Genomic DNA, 17,385 nt, shown 5'->3' with positions numbered 1-17,385 from the left:
GACGGTTCAGGATGGAGACGTTATTATGTTACCTGTTTCTGACGACCCGAGTATCCACCGTGTCCCGAATCCTTGCCCTCTTTGTCGCTTTCATCGCTTTTTCGGCGCACGCCGACGTGCGTGTGCTGACCAGCATCAAGCCCCTGCAGCAGATCGCCGCCGCCGTCCAGGACGGTGTCGGCAGCCCCGATGTGCTCCTGCCGCCGGGCGCCTCTCCGCACAACTACGCACTGCGCCCCTCCGACGTGCGCAAGGTCGCCGATGCCGACCTGCTGTACTGGATCGGCCCGGACATGGAAGGTTTCCTGCCCCGCGTGCTGAAGAGCCGCGCCAAGCCGACCGTGGCCGTGCAGTCGCTGCCGGGCATGCAGTTGCGTCATTTCGGCGAGGACAGCCACTCCCATGACGAGGAAGACCACGACGATCATGACCACGACCACCGCCCGGGCAGCCTCGATGCACACCTGTGGCTGTCGTCGCTGAATGCCCGGGTGATCGCGACGAAGATGGCCGGCGACCTGGCAGCGGCCGACCCGGCCAATGCCCCGCGCTACCAGGCCAACCTCAAGCAGTTCGTCGAGCGCCTGGATGCCCTTGATGCGCGCATCAAGCAGCGTGTGGCGGGGATCGCCGGCAAGCCTTACTTCGTGTTTCACGAGGCGTTCGACTACTTCGAGGCCGCCTATGGCCTGAAGCACACCGGCGTGTTCAGCGTGGCCTCCGAGGTGCAGCCGGGCGCGCAGCACGTCGCCGCCATGCGCAAGCGCTTGCAGGCGGTGGGCAAGACCTGCGTGTTCAGCGAGCCGCCGCTGAGGCCGCGCCTGGCCGAGACGCTGACGGCCGGGTTGCCGGTGCGGTTGGCCGAGTTGGATGCGCTGGGTGGCGGCGACAAGGTGGATGACAAGGGCTATGAGCGCTTGCTGGAGAAGCTCGGTGGTGATTTGGCCGGGTGCCTGGAACAGCTCTGAGGCTGTAGGCGGGCCAGGTGGGAGCGGCGATGCCGCGACCCGACTTGCCTATCGCGGGGCAAGTCGGGTCGCCGCATCGCCGCTCCCACAAATGCCGCGATTGTCTATCAGAGCGCGAACGGCAGCTTCAGCGCCACCTGCTGGCGTTGCGCCAAACGCACTTCGAACTCGCTGGGGTCATGGATCATCACGTCCATCCCGGCGAACGCCTGCGCCGCGATCAGGCGCGAAAGCCAGAAGCGCACGCAAGCCACCCGCAGCATCACCGGCCACAGCTCCGCTTCAGCAGCGGTGAACGGTCGCAGTGCCGCGTAGGCGCCCAGCAAGGCCTGGGCCCGCGGCAGGTCGATACCCCCCTGTTCGTCCAGGCACCAGTCGTTCACGGTGATGGCGATGTCATATAGCATTGGCCCGGAGCAGGCGTTGTAGAAGTCGATCAGCCCGGTCAGGTGAGTGCCTTCGAACATCACGTTGTCACGGAACAGGTCGGCGTGCAGGTTGGCCTTGGGCAGGGCGAGGATCTGCGGCTTGTGCGCGGTGATTTCCGCCAGCGCCGGTTGCAGCAGCGCGGTTTGCTCCTGGTTCAGGCTCGGCAGCAGTTCGGCGCCCGATTCCAGCATCCAGTCCAGGCCCCGGTCGGTGCGGCGCTCGATGATGCGCTCGCGGGTGGCCAAGTGAATGTGCGCCAGCAGCTCGCCGACCTGGGCACAGTGCTGGTTGTTCGGCAGCTTGATGTGCTTGCCCGACAGTCGCGGTTGCAGCAGCGCAGGCTTGCCGCACAGTTCGCGCAGGCCATGCCCTTCGCGGTCGCGCAGGGCATAGGGCACGGGCATGTCGGCATCGTGCAGCACGTCGAGCAGTTCGATGAAGAACGGCATGTCTTCAGCCGGCCCACGCTCGATCAGTGTGAGGACGAACTCCCCTTTTTCCAGGCTGACGAAGAAATTGCTGTTCTCGGTACCGGCGGCGATGCCCTGGAAGTCGAGCAGGCGGCCCAGCTCGTATGGCGCCAGAAAGGTTTCCAGCTCAGGCCGGGACACAGGGGTGAAGACTGACATGTTGAAGAATTGCCCATGCGGGCACTTCCGCCGGAAGTGCCTGGTTGATAAGAACGATACGCGTTACTAGCTCACCACTCGAAGATCTTCCAGGACGGAATCAGCATATCCGGCTGGTCGGAACGAATGAAATTGCCTTCGGAGCCATCGGCGCGTACCAGGAAATAAGGTTTGCCGTTCTTCGGCGTGATCTTGATCGCATACAGGAAGCCGTTTTGACGGTACTCCTGGATGGTCTTATCGCCTTCCGTGCGAATGGTTACATCGGGATCGGCCGATGGGGCTTCGTCCGCCGCCTGGGTGACGACTGGCATGGTGGCCAGCAGACCGAGCAGTAACAGGCGATTGAGTGTGCGCATGATAACCTAGTCCTTTTGTCGTCATTGATCCGGTTATTCTAGCGCCGGACCCGTCGAAAAGGTTGATTCTCCTCATGAGCCAAGCGCCCCTCGTCCTGGTGGACGGTTCGTCCTACCTCTACCGCGCCTTTCACGCGCTGCCGCCGCTGACCACCTCCAAAGGCATGCCCACCGGCGCGGTCAAGGGCGTGCTGAACATGCTCAAGAGCCTGCGCAAGCAGTATCCGGACAGCCTGTTCGCAGTGGTCTTCGATGCCAAGGGCGGGACCTTCCGCGATGCCATGTTCGCCGAGTACAAGGCCAACCGCCCGAGCATGCCCGACGACCTGCGGGTGCAGGTGGAACCGCTGCACGCCAGCGTCCGCGCCCTGGGCTACCCGCTGCTGTGCGTCGAAGGCGTGGAGGCCGACGACGTGATCGGCACCCTGGCGCGCAGCAGCGCCGCCGCCGGCCGCCCGGTGATCATCTCGACCGGCGACAAGGACATGGCCCAGCTGGTGGACGGCCACGTTACCCTCGTCAATACCATGACCGGGAGCGTGCTCGACGTCGCTGGCGTGCACGAGAAGTTTGGCGTAGGTCCCGAACACATCATCGATTTTCTCGCCCTGATGGGCGACAAGGTCGACAACATTCCCGGCGTGCCGGGCGTTGGCGAGAAGACCGCAGTCGGCTTGTTGACCGGTATCGGTGGTGGCCTGAGCGATGTGTACCAGAACCTGGACAAGGTGCCGGGCTTGGCCATTCGTGGCGCCAAGACCCTCGCCGCCAAGCTTGAAGAGCACCGCGACGCGGCCTTCCTCTCCTACGAGCTGGCCACCATCAAGTGCGATGTCGAGCTGGATATCGAGGTGGACGCCCTGGTCTGCGGCGAGCCGGACCGTGAAGCACTGCTGGCGCTGTACGCCGAGATGGAGTTCAAGAGCTGGGTTGCCGAAGTCCAGCGCAGCGCTCCCCAGGCCGGTGATGGCGTCGCTGCCGCCGAGGCTCCTGTGGGCGAGAAGGTCGAGCCAAAGTACGAAACCATCCTCGACCAGGCTCGCTTCGACGCCTGGCTGGAAAAGCTGCGTCAGGCGCCGCTGTTCGCCTTCGATACGGAAACCACTGGCCTGGATGCCCAGCAGGCACAGATCGTCGGCCTGTCGTTCGCCGTCGAGCCCCATGAAGCCGCCTATGTGCCCCTGACTCACGACTACGAAGGCGCTCCGGCCCAGCTGGACCGCGAGCGCGTGCTGCTGGCGCTCAAACCGCTGCTGGAGGATCCGGCCAAGGGCAAGATCGGCCAGAACGCCAAGTACGACATCAACATCCTGGCCAATGGCAGCCCGGCCATCCACATGCGCGGCGTGGCCTACGACACCATGCTCGAGTCCTACGTGCTCGACTCCACGGCCACCCGTCACGACATGGATAGCTTGGCGCAGAAGTACCTGGACCACACCACCATCGGCTTCGAGGATATCGCCGGCAAGGGCGCCAAGCAGCTGACCTTCAATCAGATCCCACTGGACAAGGCTGGCCCCTACGCCGCCGAGGATGCCGATATCACCCTGCGTCTGCACCATGCGCTGCAGGCGCGCCTGGCCCAGACGCCCAGCGTGCTGCCGGTGCTGATGGATATCGAGATGCCGCTGGTGCCGGTGCTGGCGAAGATCGAGCGCCAGGGCGCACTGGTCGACGCCAGTCTGCTCGGCGTGCAGAGTGGCGAGCTGGGGGCGAAGCTGGTCGAGCTGGAGCGTGAGGCGTATGCGCTGGCTGGCGAGGAATTCAACCTGGGCTCGCCCAAGCAGCTCGGCGCGATCCTCTACGACAAGCTGGGCATGCCGGTGCTGAGCAAGACCGCCAAGGGCCAGCCGTCCACCGCCGAGGCGGTCCTGGATGACCTGGCCGAACAGGGCTACCCGCTGCCCAAGGTGCTGATGCAGTACCGCAGCCTGAGCAAGCTAAAGAGCACCTACACCGACAAGCTGCCGGGGCAGATCAACCCGCGTACCGGCCGCATCCATACCTCGTACCAGCAAGCGGTGGCTGCCACCGGTCGCCTGTCGTCCAGCGACCCGAACCTGCAAAACATCCCGATCCGCACCGCCGAGGGCCGGCGCATTCGCCAGGCTTTCGTTGCCAGCCCCGGCTACAAATTGCTGGCGGCGGACTATTCGCAGATCGAGCTGCGCATCATGGCCCACCTGGCCAAGGACGAAGGGCTGCTGCACGCCTTCCGCAACGACCTGGACGTGCACCGCGCCACCGCTGCAGAGGTATTCGGCGTCGCTCTCGAGGACGTCACCACCGACCAGCGCCGCAGCGCCAAGGCGATCAACTTTGGGCTGATCTATGGCATGAGCGCTTTCGGTCTGGCCAAGCAGATCGGCGTCGATCGCAAGCAATCGCAGGACTACATCGACCGTTATTTCGCCCGTTACCCAGGCGTGCTGGCCTATATGGAGCGCACCCGCGCCCAGGCCGCTGAAAAGGGCTTCGTCGAGACCCTGTTCGGGCGTCGTCTGTACCTGCCGGACATCAACGCCAAGAACCCGGCCTTGCGCAAAGGCGCCGAGCGCACCGCGATCAACGCGCCGATGCAGGGCACTGCGGCGGACATCATCAAGCGCGCCATGGTGGCGGTGGACAACTGGCTGGCCGAGAGCGGGCTGGATGCGCGGGTGATCCTGCAGGTGCACGACGAACTGGTGCTCGAGGTGCGCGAAGACCTGGTCGAACAGGTGAAAGCCGAGATTCGGGTCCACATGAGCGGCGCGGCGCAACTGGACGTGCCGTTGCTGGTGGAAGCGGGCGTTGGCTCGAATTGGGACGAAGCTCACTAAACGCCGTGTGAAAGCTGTGTAGGATCTGCGGCGTAGTGTCGCGGATCCGGTGCAGGCCTCGGGCTTTAGATCGAGAGTTTCATGAAACTATCGCAAATAGTTTCCAGGGGCTCGGAACTAAACCGGTGAACCGCCACTCAGAGGTACTGAATGGCTGGTGAAGCCTTTCGATGCTCCTATGTTGTGTTAAGTGTTGGCAGATATCTGGACCCCGCCCTAGCGGTCCGGACTTGGACCCCGAACTTCCCCCTCCCCATACGAAGTCCGGGGTTTTTTTTGCCCGGAATTCGGCGTCATGCCTGCCTGGGCTGGTGGGCGCGGGTTGGCCCTGCGACAGGGCCATCGCGGGGCAAGCCCGCTACCACGAAAGCCTCACTCGACCTCAGACAGCCGGCTTGTCTTCCAGCTCCATCCAGTCCGCCAGCACGCGATAGGCCTCTTCCAGGCCCAGGCGCTTGGGCGCCGAGAACAGCTGGATGGTCGCGGTGTCGCCCCAGCCCTTGCGAATCTCCGACTGCACCTTGAGCAAGGTGTTCTTGCCCGCGCCGTGGGTCAGCTTGTCGGCCTTGGTCAGCAGGATGTGCATCGGCATGCCGCTGGCCTTGGCCCAGTCGAGCATCATCTTGTCGAAGTCGGTCATCGGATGGCGGGTGTCCATCATCAGGATGATCCCGCGCAGGCACTCGCGGCTGCCCAGGTAGGCCTCCAGGTGTTTCTGCCAGTGCTGCTTGAGCGGAATCGGCACTTTTGCATAACCGTAGCCCGGCAGGTCGACCAAACGCCGTTCATCGTCCAGACTGAAGAAATTCAGCAGCTGGGTGCGGCCGGGGGTCTTCGAGGTACGCGCCAGGCTGGCGTGGGTCAGGGTGTTGAGGGCGCTGGATTTACCGGCGTTGGAACGGCCGGCGAAAGCCACCTCGTAACCCTGGTCTTCGGGGCATTGTTCGACCTTGGCGGCGCTGAGGGCGAATTTGGCTTTCTGGCAGAGGCCGAGGATGGGGTTCTTGACTTGCATGGGATTTCCGATGTGGGTGTTGCCCAGCGCTGGAGGCGTAGGACCAGGCCTGGCAAGCGGTGTCGTTTCCGTTTGGCTGGCGGAAGTATATAATGCCCCAGTTTTTGTGTGCTCATTCGCCCAGCGAAGGCAATTGAGCATGGGGTGTCGAACAATAGCTCGCGCAACAGAACGCAGCGCGGCCCCCAACCCTGTCAGGTCGTTCCGCATGGCGAAATGGCTGCTTGCTGTCGGTATGTTCCTGCCGTTTTTCAGCGCACAGGCTACACAGGATCCCGAGGCGTTGTACAACCGCACGTGCGCGGCCTGTCACGCCGGACAACTGCCCCAGGCACCCAGAAGCGGTGACCGGGCGGCCTGGGAGCCAAGACTGGCGCAAGGCATGGCGCAACTGGTGGTGCATGTTACACAGGGTTTCAAGGCTATGCCGCCGCGTGGATTGTGCATGGACTGCAGTGCCGAGGACTACCGTTTGGTCATCCTTTGGATGAGCGGCAGTCCCGATACATAACATTTCACCCTTAGCCGTGTTGGATTAGCTGATGAACAAACTAGTCGTGAGTCTGCTGTTGACCATGGGGGTCGCAGGTGCGGCAACTGCTGCAGGACCCATCAAAGGCGATGCCGCCGCCGGCCAGGCCAAGACAGCTGTCTGTGGGGCCTGTCACAACCCGGACGGCAACAGCCTGGCACCGAACTTCCCGAAACTCGCCGGCCAAGGTGAGCCCTACCTGAACAAGCAGCTGCACGACATCAAGGACGGCAAGCGTACCGTGCTTGAGATGACCGGCATGCTGGCCAATTTCAACGACCAGGACCTGGCCGACATCGCCGCTTACTTCGCCAGCCAGAAAGGCAGCGTAGGTGCCGCCGATCCGAAGCTCGTCGAGCATGGTCGTGCCTTGTTCAACGGCGGCAACCTGGAGAAAGGCATGCCGGCCTGCACCGGTTGTCACTCCCCCAATGGTGCAGGCATCGCCCTGGCGAAGTTCCCGCACCTCAGCGGCCAGCACGCGCAGTACGTCAGCAAGCAGCTGACCGACTTCCGCGAAGGCAACCGCACCAACGACGGCGACGCCATGACCATGCGCACCATCGCCGGCAAGCTCAGCAACAAGGACATCGAAGCGCTGTCCAGCTACATCCAGGGCCTGCACTGAATTACGCGTTAACACTCGGTTAATGCTTCAGCGCTAAAGATGAAAAGGGCAGCCCACGCTGCCCTTTTTTCTGTCCGTAGCCGTTACACTACAGAACTCGAGCCCTTCCCGACCTGTCCTACACAGGTCGCGTCGAGGCGACCAAAGACTGCTCAGGAGTAAAGCATGCGTAAACTGATTCTCAGCGCCGCGCTGGTCGCCGCCAGCGTGTTCGGTATGGCCGCCGTACAGGCTGCGGAGCCTGCAACCGCTGGTAAGGAATATATCGAGCTGAGCAACCCCGTTCAGGTGTCGGTGCCTGGCAAGATCGAAGTCGTCGAGCTGTTCTGGTACGGCTGCCCGCACTGCTACCACTTCGAACCGGTCATAAACCCCTGGGCTGAAAAACTGCCGAAGGACGTCAACTTCAAACGCATCCCGGCGATGTTCGGCGGCCCATGGGATGCCCATGGCCAGATGTTCCTGACCCTCGAAGCCATGGGCGTGGAGCACAAGGTTCACGCCGCGGTATTCGACGCCATCCAGAATCAGCGCAAGCGCCTGACTGACCCGAACGACATGGCCGACTTCCTGGCCACTCAGGGCGTGGACAAGGACAAGTTCCTGGCCACCTTCAACTCCTTCGCCATCAAGGGCCAGGTCAACCAGGCCAAGGAACTGGCCAAGAAGTACGAAATCACCGGCGTTCCGAGCATGGTCGTCAACGGCAAGTATCGCTTCGACCTGGGCACTGCCGGTGGTCCGGAAGGCGTGCTGAACGTCGCCGACCAGCTGATCGCCAAGGAGCGCGCCGCTAAGTAAGCGGCGAATGCCATGGGCCGCTTTCGCTCAACCCGAAGCGTCGGCCTGCACCAGCCGCAGGTCAACGAACATCACCTGCAGGCCAGCGGCCTGCCGGCCGATGGTCGCCTGCGGCTGCTCAGTTTCAATATCCAGGTCGGTATCAGTACCGAGCGCTACCGCCACTACGTGACCCGCAGTTGGCAACACCTGCTGCCGCACAACGGGCGCGCCGGTAACCTGCAGAAGATCGGTGACCTGCTCAACGACTTCGACCTGGTGGCCTTGCAGGAAGCCGACGGAGGCAGCCTGCGCTCCGGCTTCGTCAACCAGGTGGAGCATCTCGCCCAACTGGGGGCCTTCCCCTATTGGTACCAGCAGCTCAACCGCAATCTGGGGCGTTTCGCCCAGCACAGCAACGGCGTGCTCAGCCGTCTGAAGCCCCAGCACCTGGAAGACCATCCCCTGCCTGGCCCGTCTGGGCGAGGGGCGATCCTCGTGCGTTTCGGCGAAGGTGCCGACGCCCTGATCGTGGTGATGATGCACCTGGCGCTCGGCTCCAAGACGCGCGCCCGGCAGCTGGCCTACATCCGCGAGCTGATCGGCGGCTATCGTCACCAGATCCTCATGGGTGACATGAACACCCACGCCAACGACCTGCTCGATCATTCGCCCTTGCGTGATCTAGGTCTCATCGCGCCCCAGGTCGAGGCCACTTTTCCCAGCTGGCGCCCCCAACGCTGTCTTGACCACATCCTGCTCAGCCCGAGTCTTACACTGGAGCGCGTCGAGGTGCTGGCACAGCCAATTTCCGATCACCTGCCCGTCGCCGTCGAGATCCGATTGCCTGACGCCCTGACTGTGGATACCCTGCCGGTCCTGAGTTAGTCCTGCCTGGGCGAATCCTGCACTCAAGTGTTGGGCTTTTCCGCCGAAATCCAGTGATTGCAGGACTAGATGCCACTACCCGTTGCGGATCCAGGCATGACCGAAGAAGCCGAGCGCTGGAAAGAAAAATACCTCAAGAGCATCGAGCAGCAGGAAAAGCTCGAGCGGCGCTGGGAAGCCCGTCTCGACTTGCTGCGTCGTGGCCTGGTGCGCAGCACCCTGGCGGCCGAAGGGAGCGACAAGACCGTTGACCAGTGCATGAAGGAGATGCGCGAGGTCATCCGCAGCGACAACATGGACGCCGGCCTCGCTGGGTTGATTCCGCGCCTGGAAAAAGCCGTGCTCGACTCCGAGCAGCGCCGCGAAACCCGCATGAATCAGGTCAGCGAGGCGCTGACCGCGCTGGTTACCCAGTTGCAGACCTTGCCGCTGCCGGGCGATGTGGCCCGTCCGTTGAAAAAACTGGCGAAAAAGCTCGACGGTGGCGTCAGCCAGTCCCGGGAGTTGCCGCCCTTGCTGGGCGAGCTCAGTGGTTTGCAGGGGCGCGCCCTCAACGCCGTGCAAAAGCCCGATGATGAAACCCGTCCTGGGTTCCTGCAGCGCCTGTTCGGGGGCCGTGACGAGCCCATGGGCGAATTGACGCCCGCACCCGTTGCGGTCGAGGCGGCATCGCCTGCGCCGCAGCCGGCCGCTGCAGGCCCAGGCATCGCAGCTGAGCCACACCCTGGGGATGTCGACGAGCTGCACGCCCTGGAACCTGCGCCTCAAGCCTTGCCCGAGGCGGCACAGGCCGTGAATGAAACGGTGCCCGTCGAGCCCGCTGGCGCGCAAGTGGAACTGGCTGGCCCGGCGCTGGTTGAAACCACGCCGTCAGTCGTTGCCGATCCCCGCCCCGAACTCGAACCGCCGGTTGCCGAGCCTGTACCCGAGCCATCGACCGTCATCGAGACGGAGCAAGCCGCAACGGCTGAGCCGGATACAGTGGCAGAACTGGACGCCGGCGATGATGGCCCCTATGCCCTGCCCGATGCGGTGGAGCCGCCCTACAGCCAGGTTGCCGCCCATATCGAGCAGACCCTGATCGGCCTGCTCGACGACCTGAGCTTGCCTGAGCGCCATAAGGCACAGGCCCTGGAGATGCGCGAGCGGGTTTCCCGGGGGCTGAACTGGTACGAGCTGATCCCGGTACTGGATGACCTGGCCGTGCTCATGCTGGCGATTACCGACAGCGGCCAGCACGAGTTCGAGGCCTACCTGCAGCAACTCAACGAGCGCCTGGAAACCTTCCAGAGCCACCTGCACGAAGCCAGCGCCGGCCACGCCGATAACAGCTTCGCCGCCCGGGAGCTCGACAGCCAGCTGCGCGAGCAGGTTGATGGCTTGCAGAGCAGTGTGCAGGGGGCTGTTGATGTTGACAGCCTCAAGCATATCTTGGAGAGCCGCCTCGAAGGCCTGCTTGTGACGATGGATGATCACCAGCACGAGCGCGATCGCCGCGAGCATGATATGGCCAGCCGCCTGCAAGGCTTGGCCGAGCGTGTGGCGAGCATGGAGCAGGAGGCCCTGGGCTATCGTGAGCATCTCGAGGAGCAGCGGCAAAAAGCGATGATCGATCCGCTCACCGGCCTGCCCAACCGAGCGGCCTGGAGTGAACAGGTCGAGCGCGAGGTGCTCGACTGGCAGGAAAACGGTGGCCACCTGGCCATGGCCATCCTCGACCTGGACCATTTCAAGCGCATCAACGATGGCTATGGTCACCTGGCAGGCGACAAGGTGCTGAAGATCGTTGCCGATCAACTGCGTAAGCGCCTGCGCGGGCGCGACTTCATCGCCCGTTTCGGTGGTGAGGAATTCGTCATGCTGCTGCCGCAGACCTCGCCGCCGGCGGCTGTCCAGGTAGCGCAGACGCTGCGTGCGGCGATCGAGGCGTGCCCCTTCCATTTCAAGGGTGAGCGCGTGGTGATTACCACGTCCATCGGTATCAGCGCTTTCCGCTCCGGCGAGCGTAGCGACCAGGTACTCAAGCGGGCCGACGAAGCGCTGTATCGAGCCAAGGCCGATGGGCGCAATCGTGTCGAGCAGGCATAGATAGTTAACGCCCCCCAGCCCCCCGACCAATCGACACTTTTCGCAGCGCTGACTCTTCAGCGCATCGTCGATAGATCGATTGTGAAAGGAGTTGAGGATGAATGTAACTAGATGGTTGATGTTGGCCGTGCTCGGCCTGGCCTTCCAGGCCAGTGCCGCGGGCAAGGACATGATTTTCACCGCGCATGTGGGAGCAGACGGCAAGGTACTGCGCCAGTGGCCGGAATGGATCAGCCACGTGGAGCGCGAGGTGCAGGCCAACTACTTCACCCAGTACAAGCTGAAGCTCAATCCACATATCGTGCATCAGGCTCCAGGTTTCTGCTCGGTGTCGTCGATCGACGTCAGCAGCTACGACCGGCAGATGCACGGCCAGGCCAAAGTGATCGGTAAACCATTGGTCGAGCATCTGAGCGTGATGACCCAGTTGGTGGACATGAAAAGCGCCAGCGCTGACAACTCGCTGGAATTTCTGGTGCTGTGCGTACGCTGAACGCAACGATGCCGCAAGAGCACGTTATACTGTAGCGCTTGTCTCGCCTACTCAATGACGTGCTCCCCGCAATGAAAAGACTTTTTACCGCTCTGCTCCTGTTGGCCTTGGCAGGCTGTTCCAGTGGCCTGCGCATCGACCGCAGCCACCCCTCGGCCAATCAGGACAGTCGCATTCAGTTCGTCGTGGTGCACTACACCAACGCGTCGTTGGAGCGCTCCCTCGCCCTGCTGACCCATGGCGAGGTCAGCAGCCATTACCTCATCGGAGATGGCCCGGCCAAGGTCTACCAGCTAGTGGACGAAAACCGCCGCGCCTGGCACGCCGGGGATAGCCAGTGGCAGGGCCGCACCTGGCTCAATTCAAGCTCCATTGGCATCGAGATCGTCAACGAGGGCTACACGGACACGCCGACTGGGCGCGTCTGGCACCCCTACAGCGAAGCCCAGGTGCAAGCGCTGATCGCCTTGCTCAAGGACATCGTCAAGCGCAACAACATCGACCCGCGCCACATCATCGGTCATAGCGACATCGCCCCGCTGCGCAAGCTCGACCCGGGCCCGTTGTTCCCCTGGAAGCGTCTGGCCGAGGCCGGCCTGGGTGTCTGGCCGGATGCGCCTTCTGTAGCGCGGCAGCAGGCCTATTTCGAGGTCAATCCGCCGACCATCAGCTGGTACCAGCAGCAGCTGGCGCGGTTTGGCTATGCCATCGACCAGACCGGTGATCTGGACGTAGCTACCCGGCATGTGATCGCGGCCTTCCAGATGCGTTTCCGCCCGCGGCTATTCGATGGCACGCCGGATGCGCAGACCGCCGCGATGTTGCAGGTGCTTAACCGCAAGCGCTGACCCGACCTTTTCGGACGCTTGGCGCGCAAGCGGGCCAATTCACACGCCCAGCGGCTGCGCCAAGCTTTAAATCCGTTGCTATACCTTTGGTATTCAACTGGATGCCACGCATGCCCGCCCTCTTCGCTACGGTGCGTCAATTTTTCCACCGTCCCTGGCTGTTGGCCGCGCTTGCGGCGCTTGCCAGCGCGGGGCTGTTGCTTGCAATCAGCGTCAACGTTGCCCTGCAACAGATGAAACAAAGTGAAAGCGCGCAGATGAATGCCCAGGGCGAGCGTTTTCTCGAGCGCCTGGAGCAGGTGTTCGGCCAGTTGCGCGAGGCCGTTGACCAGCTTCAGGCGCAGCCCCTGCGCGGCTGCGATCCATTGATGCTGACACAACTGCAACAGGTGGCGCTGAAGTCGCGGTTCATCTACGAAGCGTCCTATGTGGAAGGTACGCGGGCCTGTTCCAACCGCGGCGACGAGCGGATCATCGAGCCCTTGCGCAGCCCTGATATCCAAGGGCCGACCTACAGCTACTGGCTCAATACCACCACCGAGCCCAATGAGAACCTCGCGGCCCTGATGCTGGGCCGTGGCCGCTTCGTGGTCTCCACCTCCCGTGGCCACCTCACAGACGTCGTCGACCTGCCGCCCGGTGGCAGCTTGCTGGTGGTGCTCGATCGCGGTACCCGTGCCATCCCCGTGCTTGGCCCGACGCAACCCTGGCCTCCGACCACCGAATGGCCGCCCGCCCAGGGCAAATCGTTGATCGAGCTGCCTGATCGCCTGGTCTATCGCATGTCCACCAAATCCCCGGACTACCAGTTGGTGCTGATCGCGCCGAGGGCGAGCCTGCCATTGAAGCTCAATGGCCTGCTCTGGTTGCTGTTCCCTGGAAGCCTGGTGTTGGCCGGCTGCATCGGCTGGCTGGTACTGCAACTGATCCTGCAACGTCGCTCGATGAGCTCTGAGCTGCAGCATGCGCTGCGCCGTGGCGAGCTGCAAGTGCTGTACCAGCCGATCTTCGAACTGGACAGCCGTCGCTGCGTCGGTGCCGAGGCACTGGTGCGCTGGCGCCGCCCGGACGGCAGCCTGACCAGCCCGGAGCTGTTCATTCCGCTGGCTGAAAATACCGGCCAGATTCGACAGATCACCGACTTTGTTCTGCAACGGGTCCTGGAGCAACTGGGCCAGTTGCTGCGGGCCAACCGCCAGCTCTATATCTCGGTCAACCTGGCGGCCTGCGATGTCATGGCACCGCGGATCGGAAGGGTGGCGGCGCGCTTACTGGCGCACCATCGTGTTGCACCCAGCCAGATCGCCTTCGAGGTGACCGAGCGTGGCCTGATTGATGTAGTCGTGGCGCGAGACAATCTGCAAGCACTGCGTGCCGTCGGACACCAAGTGCTGATTGATGATTTCGGCACGGGCTATTGCAGCTTGGCTTACTTGCAGACCCTGCCGGTGGACTGCCTGAAAATTGACAAGTCGTTCATCGATGCCTTGGGCCATGACGCCGCCAGCAGCGGCGTGGCGCCGCACATCATTCGCATGGCCCACGACCTGCACCTGCGGGTAATCGCCGAGGGGATCGAGTGCGAGGACCAGGCGCAGTTGCTCAACAGCGAGGGGGTTAACTATGGACAGGGCTGGCTGTTCGCCCATCCGCTGAATGCCCGCCAGTTTGTCGAGTTGATCACTCGTGGGCGGCGTGTGGCAGGGCGGCGGATCGATGATGAGCCTTGAGGCTGGGCGCGTTGAGGGTGAACAGGTCAAACCGGCAGTGCCATGTAGAACTGTGTCCCCTGACCCGGCCGTGAGAACACGCCCATCCGCCCGCCATGCAGTTGCACGATCTCTTTGCACAGCGCCAATCCCAGCCCGGCCCCGCCCTTCTTGCGCCCGACTTGCACGAACGGCTCGAAGATCCGCCCCTGCTGACCATAAGCGATACCTTCGCCGTTATCCTCGACGCTGATGATCACCCGCTCGGCATGCCGCCTTGCATGCAGGCGGATACGCCCGCCGGAGCCGGTGTGGCGAATGGCGTTGTGCAGCAGGTTGTCCAGCACGCGCTCGAGTTGGGCGACATCGGCCTGGATGCGTGGCAGTGGTGGCTCCAGCTCGCGGATGATCTCGATCTGCTTGCCCGAGGCTTGTTCGATGAAACGCGCCTGGGCGCGCTCGAACAGTTCCTCCAATGAGCAGGGGGCCAGTTCCAGTTTCTGCAAACCGCTTTGATAGCGGGAAAAGTTGAGCAGATCGTTGATCAATTGAGTGAGGCGCTGCATTTCTTCGGCAATGGTTTCGAGCAGGTCGTTCTCCCGTGCATCTGGGGGAAAGCTGATACGTTCGCGCAACAGCCCAAATGCCATGTGCATCCCCGTGACGGGTGTACGCAGCTCATGGGAAGCACGCAGTACGAATTCGCTGCGTACCCGTTCGAACGCGCGTTGTTCGGTGACATCGTGCAGCACCATCACTGCACCGAGAATGGGGCCTTCGGGGTGGCTGACCGGGGTCAGGCTATAGGTCAGCAGCCTGGTCTCTTCATCCACCTCCAGGCTCAGGTCTTCAGGCAGTCGGTCCAGGCTGCCTCCGCGCAGCACTTGACGCAGCTGTTGTTCCAGTTCGGGGCGGTGCAAGGCTTCGGCCAGGCTCACGCCCAGGCGGCTTGGGTCCCAGCCCAGCTGGCGCTGGGCCACCGGATTGAGGTGCTCCAGGCGCCCTTGACGGTCGATGATCAGCAGGCCATCGTCGATGCTGTCCAGTACCGCCTGAAGGCGCTGCTGGCCAGCCTGCAGCTCATCGACATTGGTGGCCTGGTGCTTGCGCAGAGCGTCAGCCATCAGGCCGAAGCGACGGGTCAACAGATTGAGCTCGGTGGCCTGGGTCACCGGCAGGGTGACGTCGAAGTTGCCTTGGCTGACCTGATCGGCAGCCTTGGCCAGTGCCTCGATCGGCTGGCCAAAGCGGCGCGCGATGTTGTGCGCGGTGATGAAACCGAGCCCCAGCACGATAAGGCCCATCAGGCCGAGCAAGCCGCTGATGAGCAAGGCGTGCGCGCGCGATGTCTCCTCGCTGCGGGTAATGTGTTCCAGAGCCTGGCGGTGCGAGTCGAGCAGGTCGGTGCGTACCTGGTTGAAAGCAGCGCCGAGGGGTTGGTCCACGCCCATGCTGCGAGCGGGCATCGGGCTCTGCCGATAGGCCTGGACAAATGCCTGGTAGTTGCTGGCAGCCTTGCTGAAACCGGTACGCTCGCCACCTTGTTCCAGCCCCTGTTTGAGCAGTGTCTGGAACTGATCCTGCAGTGTGACGAGGTTGCTTGGAGCTGTGTCCTCGTCGAGGATGAGGTTGAGCTGCTCGCCCAGGTTCTGGCGCAGCTTGAGGGCCAGTTCCAGGGTCTGGGTAGTGTCCTGTACCACTCGCTGCTGCAGGGCCGCCATCTGCAGCACGCTGAACAGCCCGAGCAGCAACCCCAGCAAGGCCACGGTTACCAGCGCCGAGATACTCAGGAACAGTCGCGTACGCAGCTTCATCGGCCATTTCATAGGTTGTACTGCTTGCGCTTGCGATACAGGGTGGAGGCGTCGATGCCCAGCGTCTTGGCGGCTTGGTCGAGGGTATCGCTGGTGGCCAGTACCGCGCCGATATGGGCACGTTCCAACTCGTCCAGGCTCAGCGCCGCGCCGACACGGGGTGCGTTGCCGGTGGGTTGCTCGGCCATGCCCAGGTGGCTGATCTCCACACGCTCCTGCGGGCAGATGATGCTGGCGCGCTCGATCACATTGCGCAGTTCACGGATGTTGCCCGGCCAGCGGTAGTTGAGCAGCGCGGCGCGGGCTTCTTCGCTGAAGCCACGCGCCGGGCGCGAGTACTCCTTGACGAAGCGCGCCAGGAAACGGTCGGCCAGGGTCAGGATATCTTCGCTGCGTTCGCGCAGAGGGGGCAGGTGCAAGGTGATGACGTTCAGCCTGTACAGCAGGTCTTCACGGAAACGGTTCTCACGCACCATTTCGTCCAGGTTCAGGTTGGTGGCTGCCAGGATTCGCACATCCGCCCTGCGCGTGACCGGGTCACCGACCCGCTCATATTCCTTGTCCTGGATGAAACGCAGCAGCTTCGGTTGCAGTGTGAGAGGAAAATCGCCGATCTCATCGAGGAACAGCGTTCCGCCATCGGCTTGGCTGACCCGTCCCAGGGTGCTCTCGCTAGCACCCGTAAAAGCGCCGCGGGTGTGGCCGAACAATTCACTTTCCATCAGCTCAGCATTCAGCGACGGGCAGTTGATGGTCACGCAGGCCTTGCGTGCGCGCTTGCTCCAGCCATGGATGGCGCGGGCCAATTCGCCTTTGCCGGTACCGGATTCGCCGAGGATTAGAATGTTGGCATCGGTGGTTGCCACCTGGCGGGCGGTTTCCAGCACGGCCATCATTGCCGGGCTGTGGGAGTCCAGCCCGTCCTTGGGCTTGCGTACTTCACCTTCCAGTGCCTCCAGTCGCGCCGACAACTGGCGCACTTTCAGCTGCTTGGCCGTGGCCAGGCGCAGTTGGTCAGGGCTGCAGGGTTTGACCAGGTAATCGGCGGCGCCAGCCTGGATAGCGTCAACCGCGGTATCGATGGCGGAATGGGCGGTGACGATGACCACCCGCATCCACGGCGCCTGAATGCGCATCTGTGCCAGTACGTCCAGGCCATTGTCCTCGCCAAGGCGCAGGTCGAGGAAGCATAGGTCGAACACCTGGCGTTGCAGCAGAGTCTCAGCCTGTGCGGCGCTGTTGGCGGTTGCCACGCTATAGCCTTCGTCCTCAAGGCAGTAGCGGAAAGTACGCAGGATGGCGGACTCATCGTCCACCAGCAGAATGCGGCCTTGGTTGTCCTGGGCTGATTCCATTTCCTGCGCTCCTTTGGGATTGATC

General features: G+C 63.1%; 15 protein-coding genes. 10 read left to right on the top strand and 5 right to left on the bottom strand.

Annotated elements, in window-relative coordinates; all coding sequences use genetic code 11:
• The first annotated feature begins 11 nt into the window (after positions 1-11).
• Complete coding sequence (locus C3F42_RS16785) at positions 12-968, top strand: zinc ABC transporter substrate-binding protein (RefSeq protein WP_094010792.1); 957 nt, start codon at positions 12-14, stop codon at positions 966-968.
• A gap of 107 nt (positions 969-1,075) precedes the next feature.
• Here the strand turns inward: C3F42_RS16785 and C3F42_RS16780 are convergent, their stop codons facing one another.
• Entirely contained in the window at positions 1,076-2,026 is a 951-nt protein-coding gene (locus C3F42_RS16780) for a homoserine kinase (RefSeq protein WP_023629406.1), read from the bottom strand.
• A 71-nt stretch (positions 2,027-2,097) separates the two neighbouring features.
• Positions 2,098-2,385 (bottom strand): DUF2782 domain-containing protein, encoded by a 288-nt coding sequence (locus C3F42_RS16775; protein ID WP_023629405.1) that lies wholly within the window; start codon positions 2,383-2,385, stop codon positions 2,098-2,100.
• Between the two features lie 74 nt (positions 2,386-2,459).
• Between C3F42_RS16775 and polA the strand changes: the two genes are divergently transcribed.
• The gene (polA, locus tag C3F42_RS16770) at positions 2,460-5,210 is read left to right on the top strand and encodes a DNA polymerase I (RefSeq protein ID WP_094010791.1); all 2,751 of its coding nucleotides are present in this window, start codon (positions 2,460-2,462) and stop codon (positions 5,208-5,210) included.
• Between the two features lie 382 nt (positions 5,211-5,592).
• Here polA and yihA read toward each other — a convergent pair whose 3' ends face one another.
• Positions 5,593-6,225, bottom strand: a complete 633-nt coding sequence (gene yihA, locus C3F42_RS16765; RefSeq protein WP_023629403.1) for a ribosome biogenesis GTP-binding protein YihA/YsxC — start codon at positions 6,223-6,225, stop codon at positions 5,593-5,595.
• Between the two features lie 208 nt (positions 6,226-6,433).
• Here yihA and C3F42_RS16760 point away from each other — a divergent pair, with 208 nt between their 5' ends.
• The 8 genes from C3F42_RS16760 to C3F42_RS16725 all read left to right on the top strand — a co-directional run bounded on the left by C3F42_RS16760 (position 6,434) and on the right by C3F42_RS16725 (position 14,212).
• Complete coding sequence (locus C3F42_RS16760) at positions 6,434-6,736, top strand: cytochrome c5 family protein (RefSeq protein ID WP_031314666.1); 303 nt, start codon at positions 6,434-6,436, stop codon at positions 6,734-6,736.
• A gap of 31 nt (positions 6,737-6,767) precedes the next feature.
• A complete protein-coding gene (locus C3F42_RS16755) occupies positions 6,768-7,385 on the top strand; it encodes a cytochrome c (RefSeq protein ID WP_023629401.1) in 618 nt (205 codons plus the stop codon).
• Positions 7,386-7,550: 165 nt separating this feature from the next.
• Positions 7,551-8,186, top strand: coding sequence for a thiol:disulfide interchange protein DsbA (gene dsbA / locus C3F42_RS16750; RefSeq protein ID WP_023629400.1), 636 nt, complete (start codon positions 7,551-7,553; stop codon positions 8,184-8,186).
• 12 nt (positions 8,187-8,198) lie between these two features.
• The gene (locus C3F42_RS16745) at positions 8,199-9,053 is read left to right on the top strand and encodes an endonuclease/exonuclease/phosphatase family protein (RefSeq protein ID WP_023629399.1); all 855 of its coding nucleotides are present in this window, start codon (positions 8,199-8,201) and stop codon (positions 9,051-9,053) included.
• Between the two features lie 96 nt (positions 9,054-9,149).
• Entirely contained in the window at positions 9,150-11,141 is a 1,992-nt protein-coding gene (locus C3F42_RS16740) for a GGDEF domain-containing protein (protein WP_094010790.1), read from the top strand.
• Positions 11,142-11,238: 97 nt separating this feature from the next.
• Positions 11,239-11,634, top strand: coding sequence for a hypothetical protein (locus tag C3F42_RS16735; RefSeq protein ID WP_158659572.1), 396 nt, complete (start codon positions 11,239-11,241; stop codon positions 11,632-11,634).
• 71 nt (positions 11,635-11,705) lie between these two features.
• Positions 11,706-12,482 carry an N-acetylmuramoyl-L-alanine amidase gene (locus C3F42_RS16730; RefSeq protein ID WP_201754954.1) on the top strand — a complete coding sequence of 259 codons (777 nt, stop codon included), beginning with the start codon at positions 11,706-11,708 and terminating at the stop codon, positions 12,480-12,482.
• Positions 12,483-12,583: 101 nt separating this feature from the next.
• Positions 12,584-14,212: an EAL domain-containing protein gene (locus tag C3F42_RS16725; RefSeq protein WP_023629396.1), complete on the top strand. Its 1,629-nt coding sequence runs from the start codon at positions 12,584-12,586 to the stop codon at positions 14,210-14,212.
• 26 nt (positions 14,213-14,238) lie between these two features.
• Here the strand turns inward: C3F42_RS16725 and C3F42_RS16720 are convergent, their stop codons facing one another.
• Positions 14,239-16,017 carry a KinB sensor domain-containing domain gene (locus tag C3F42_RS16720; protein WP_023629395.1) on the bottom strand — a complete coding sequence of 593 codons (1,779 nt, stop codon included), beginning with the start codon at positions 16,015-16,017 and terminating at the stop codon, positions 14,239-14,241.
• The gene (gene algB, locus C3F42_RS16715; RefSeq protein WP_104444655.1) at positions 16,014-17,360 is read right to left on the bottom strand and encodes a sigma-54-dependent response regulator transcription factor AlgB; all 1,347 of its coding nucleotides are present in this window, start codon (positions 17,358-17,360) and stop codon (positions 16,014-16,016) included. Before algB ends, C3F42_RS16720 begins: the two co-directional genes overlap by 4 nt.
• Between the last annotated feature and the right edge of the window lie 25 nt (positions 17,361-17,385).

Origin of the sequence: Pseudomonas sp. PONIH3 (genome assembly GCF_002934345.1) — a bacterium.
Classification (GTDB): domain Bacteria; phylum Pseudomonadota; class Gammaproteobacteria; order Pseudomonadales; family Pseudomonadaceae; genus Aquipseudomonas; species Aquipseudomonas soli.
Note: the sequence above shows the minus strand (reverse complement) of the source record. Positions and strands in the feature narration are given on the sequence as shown.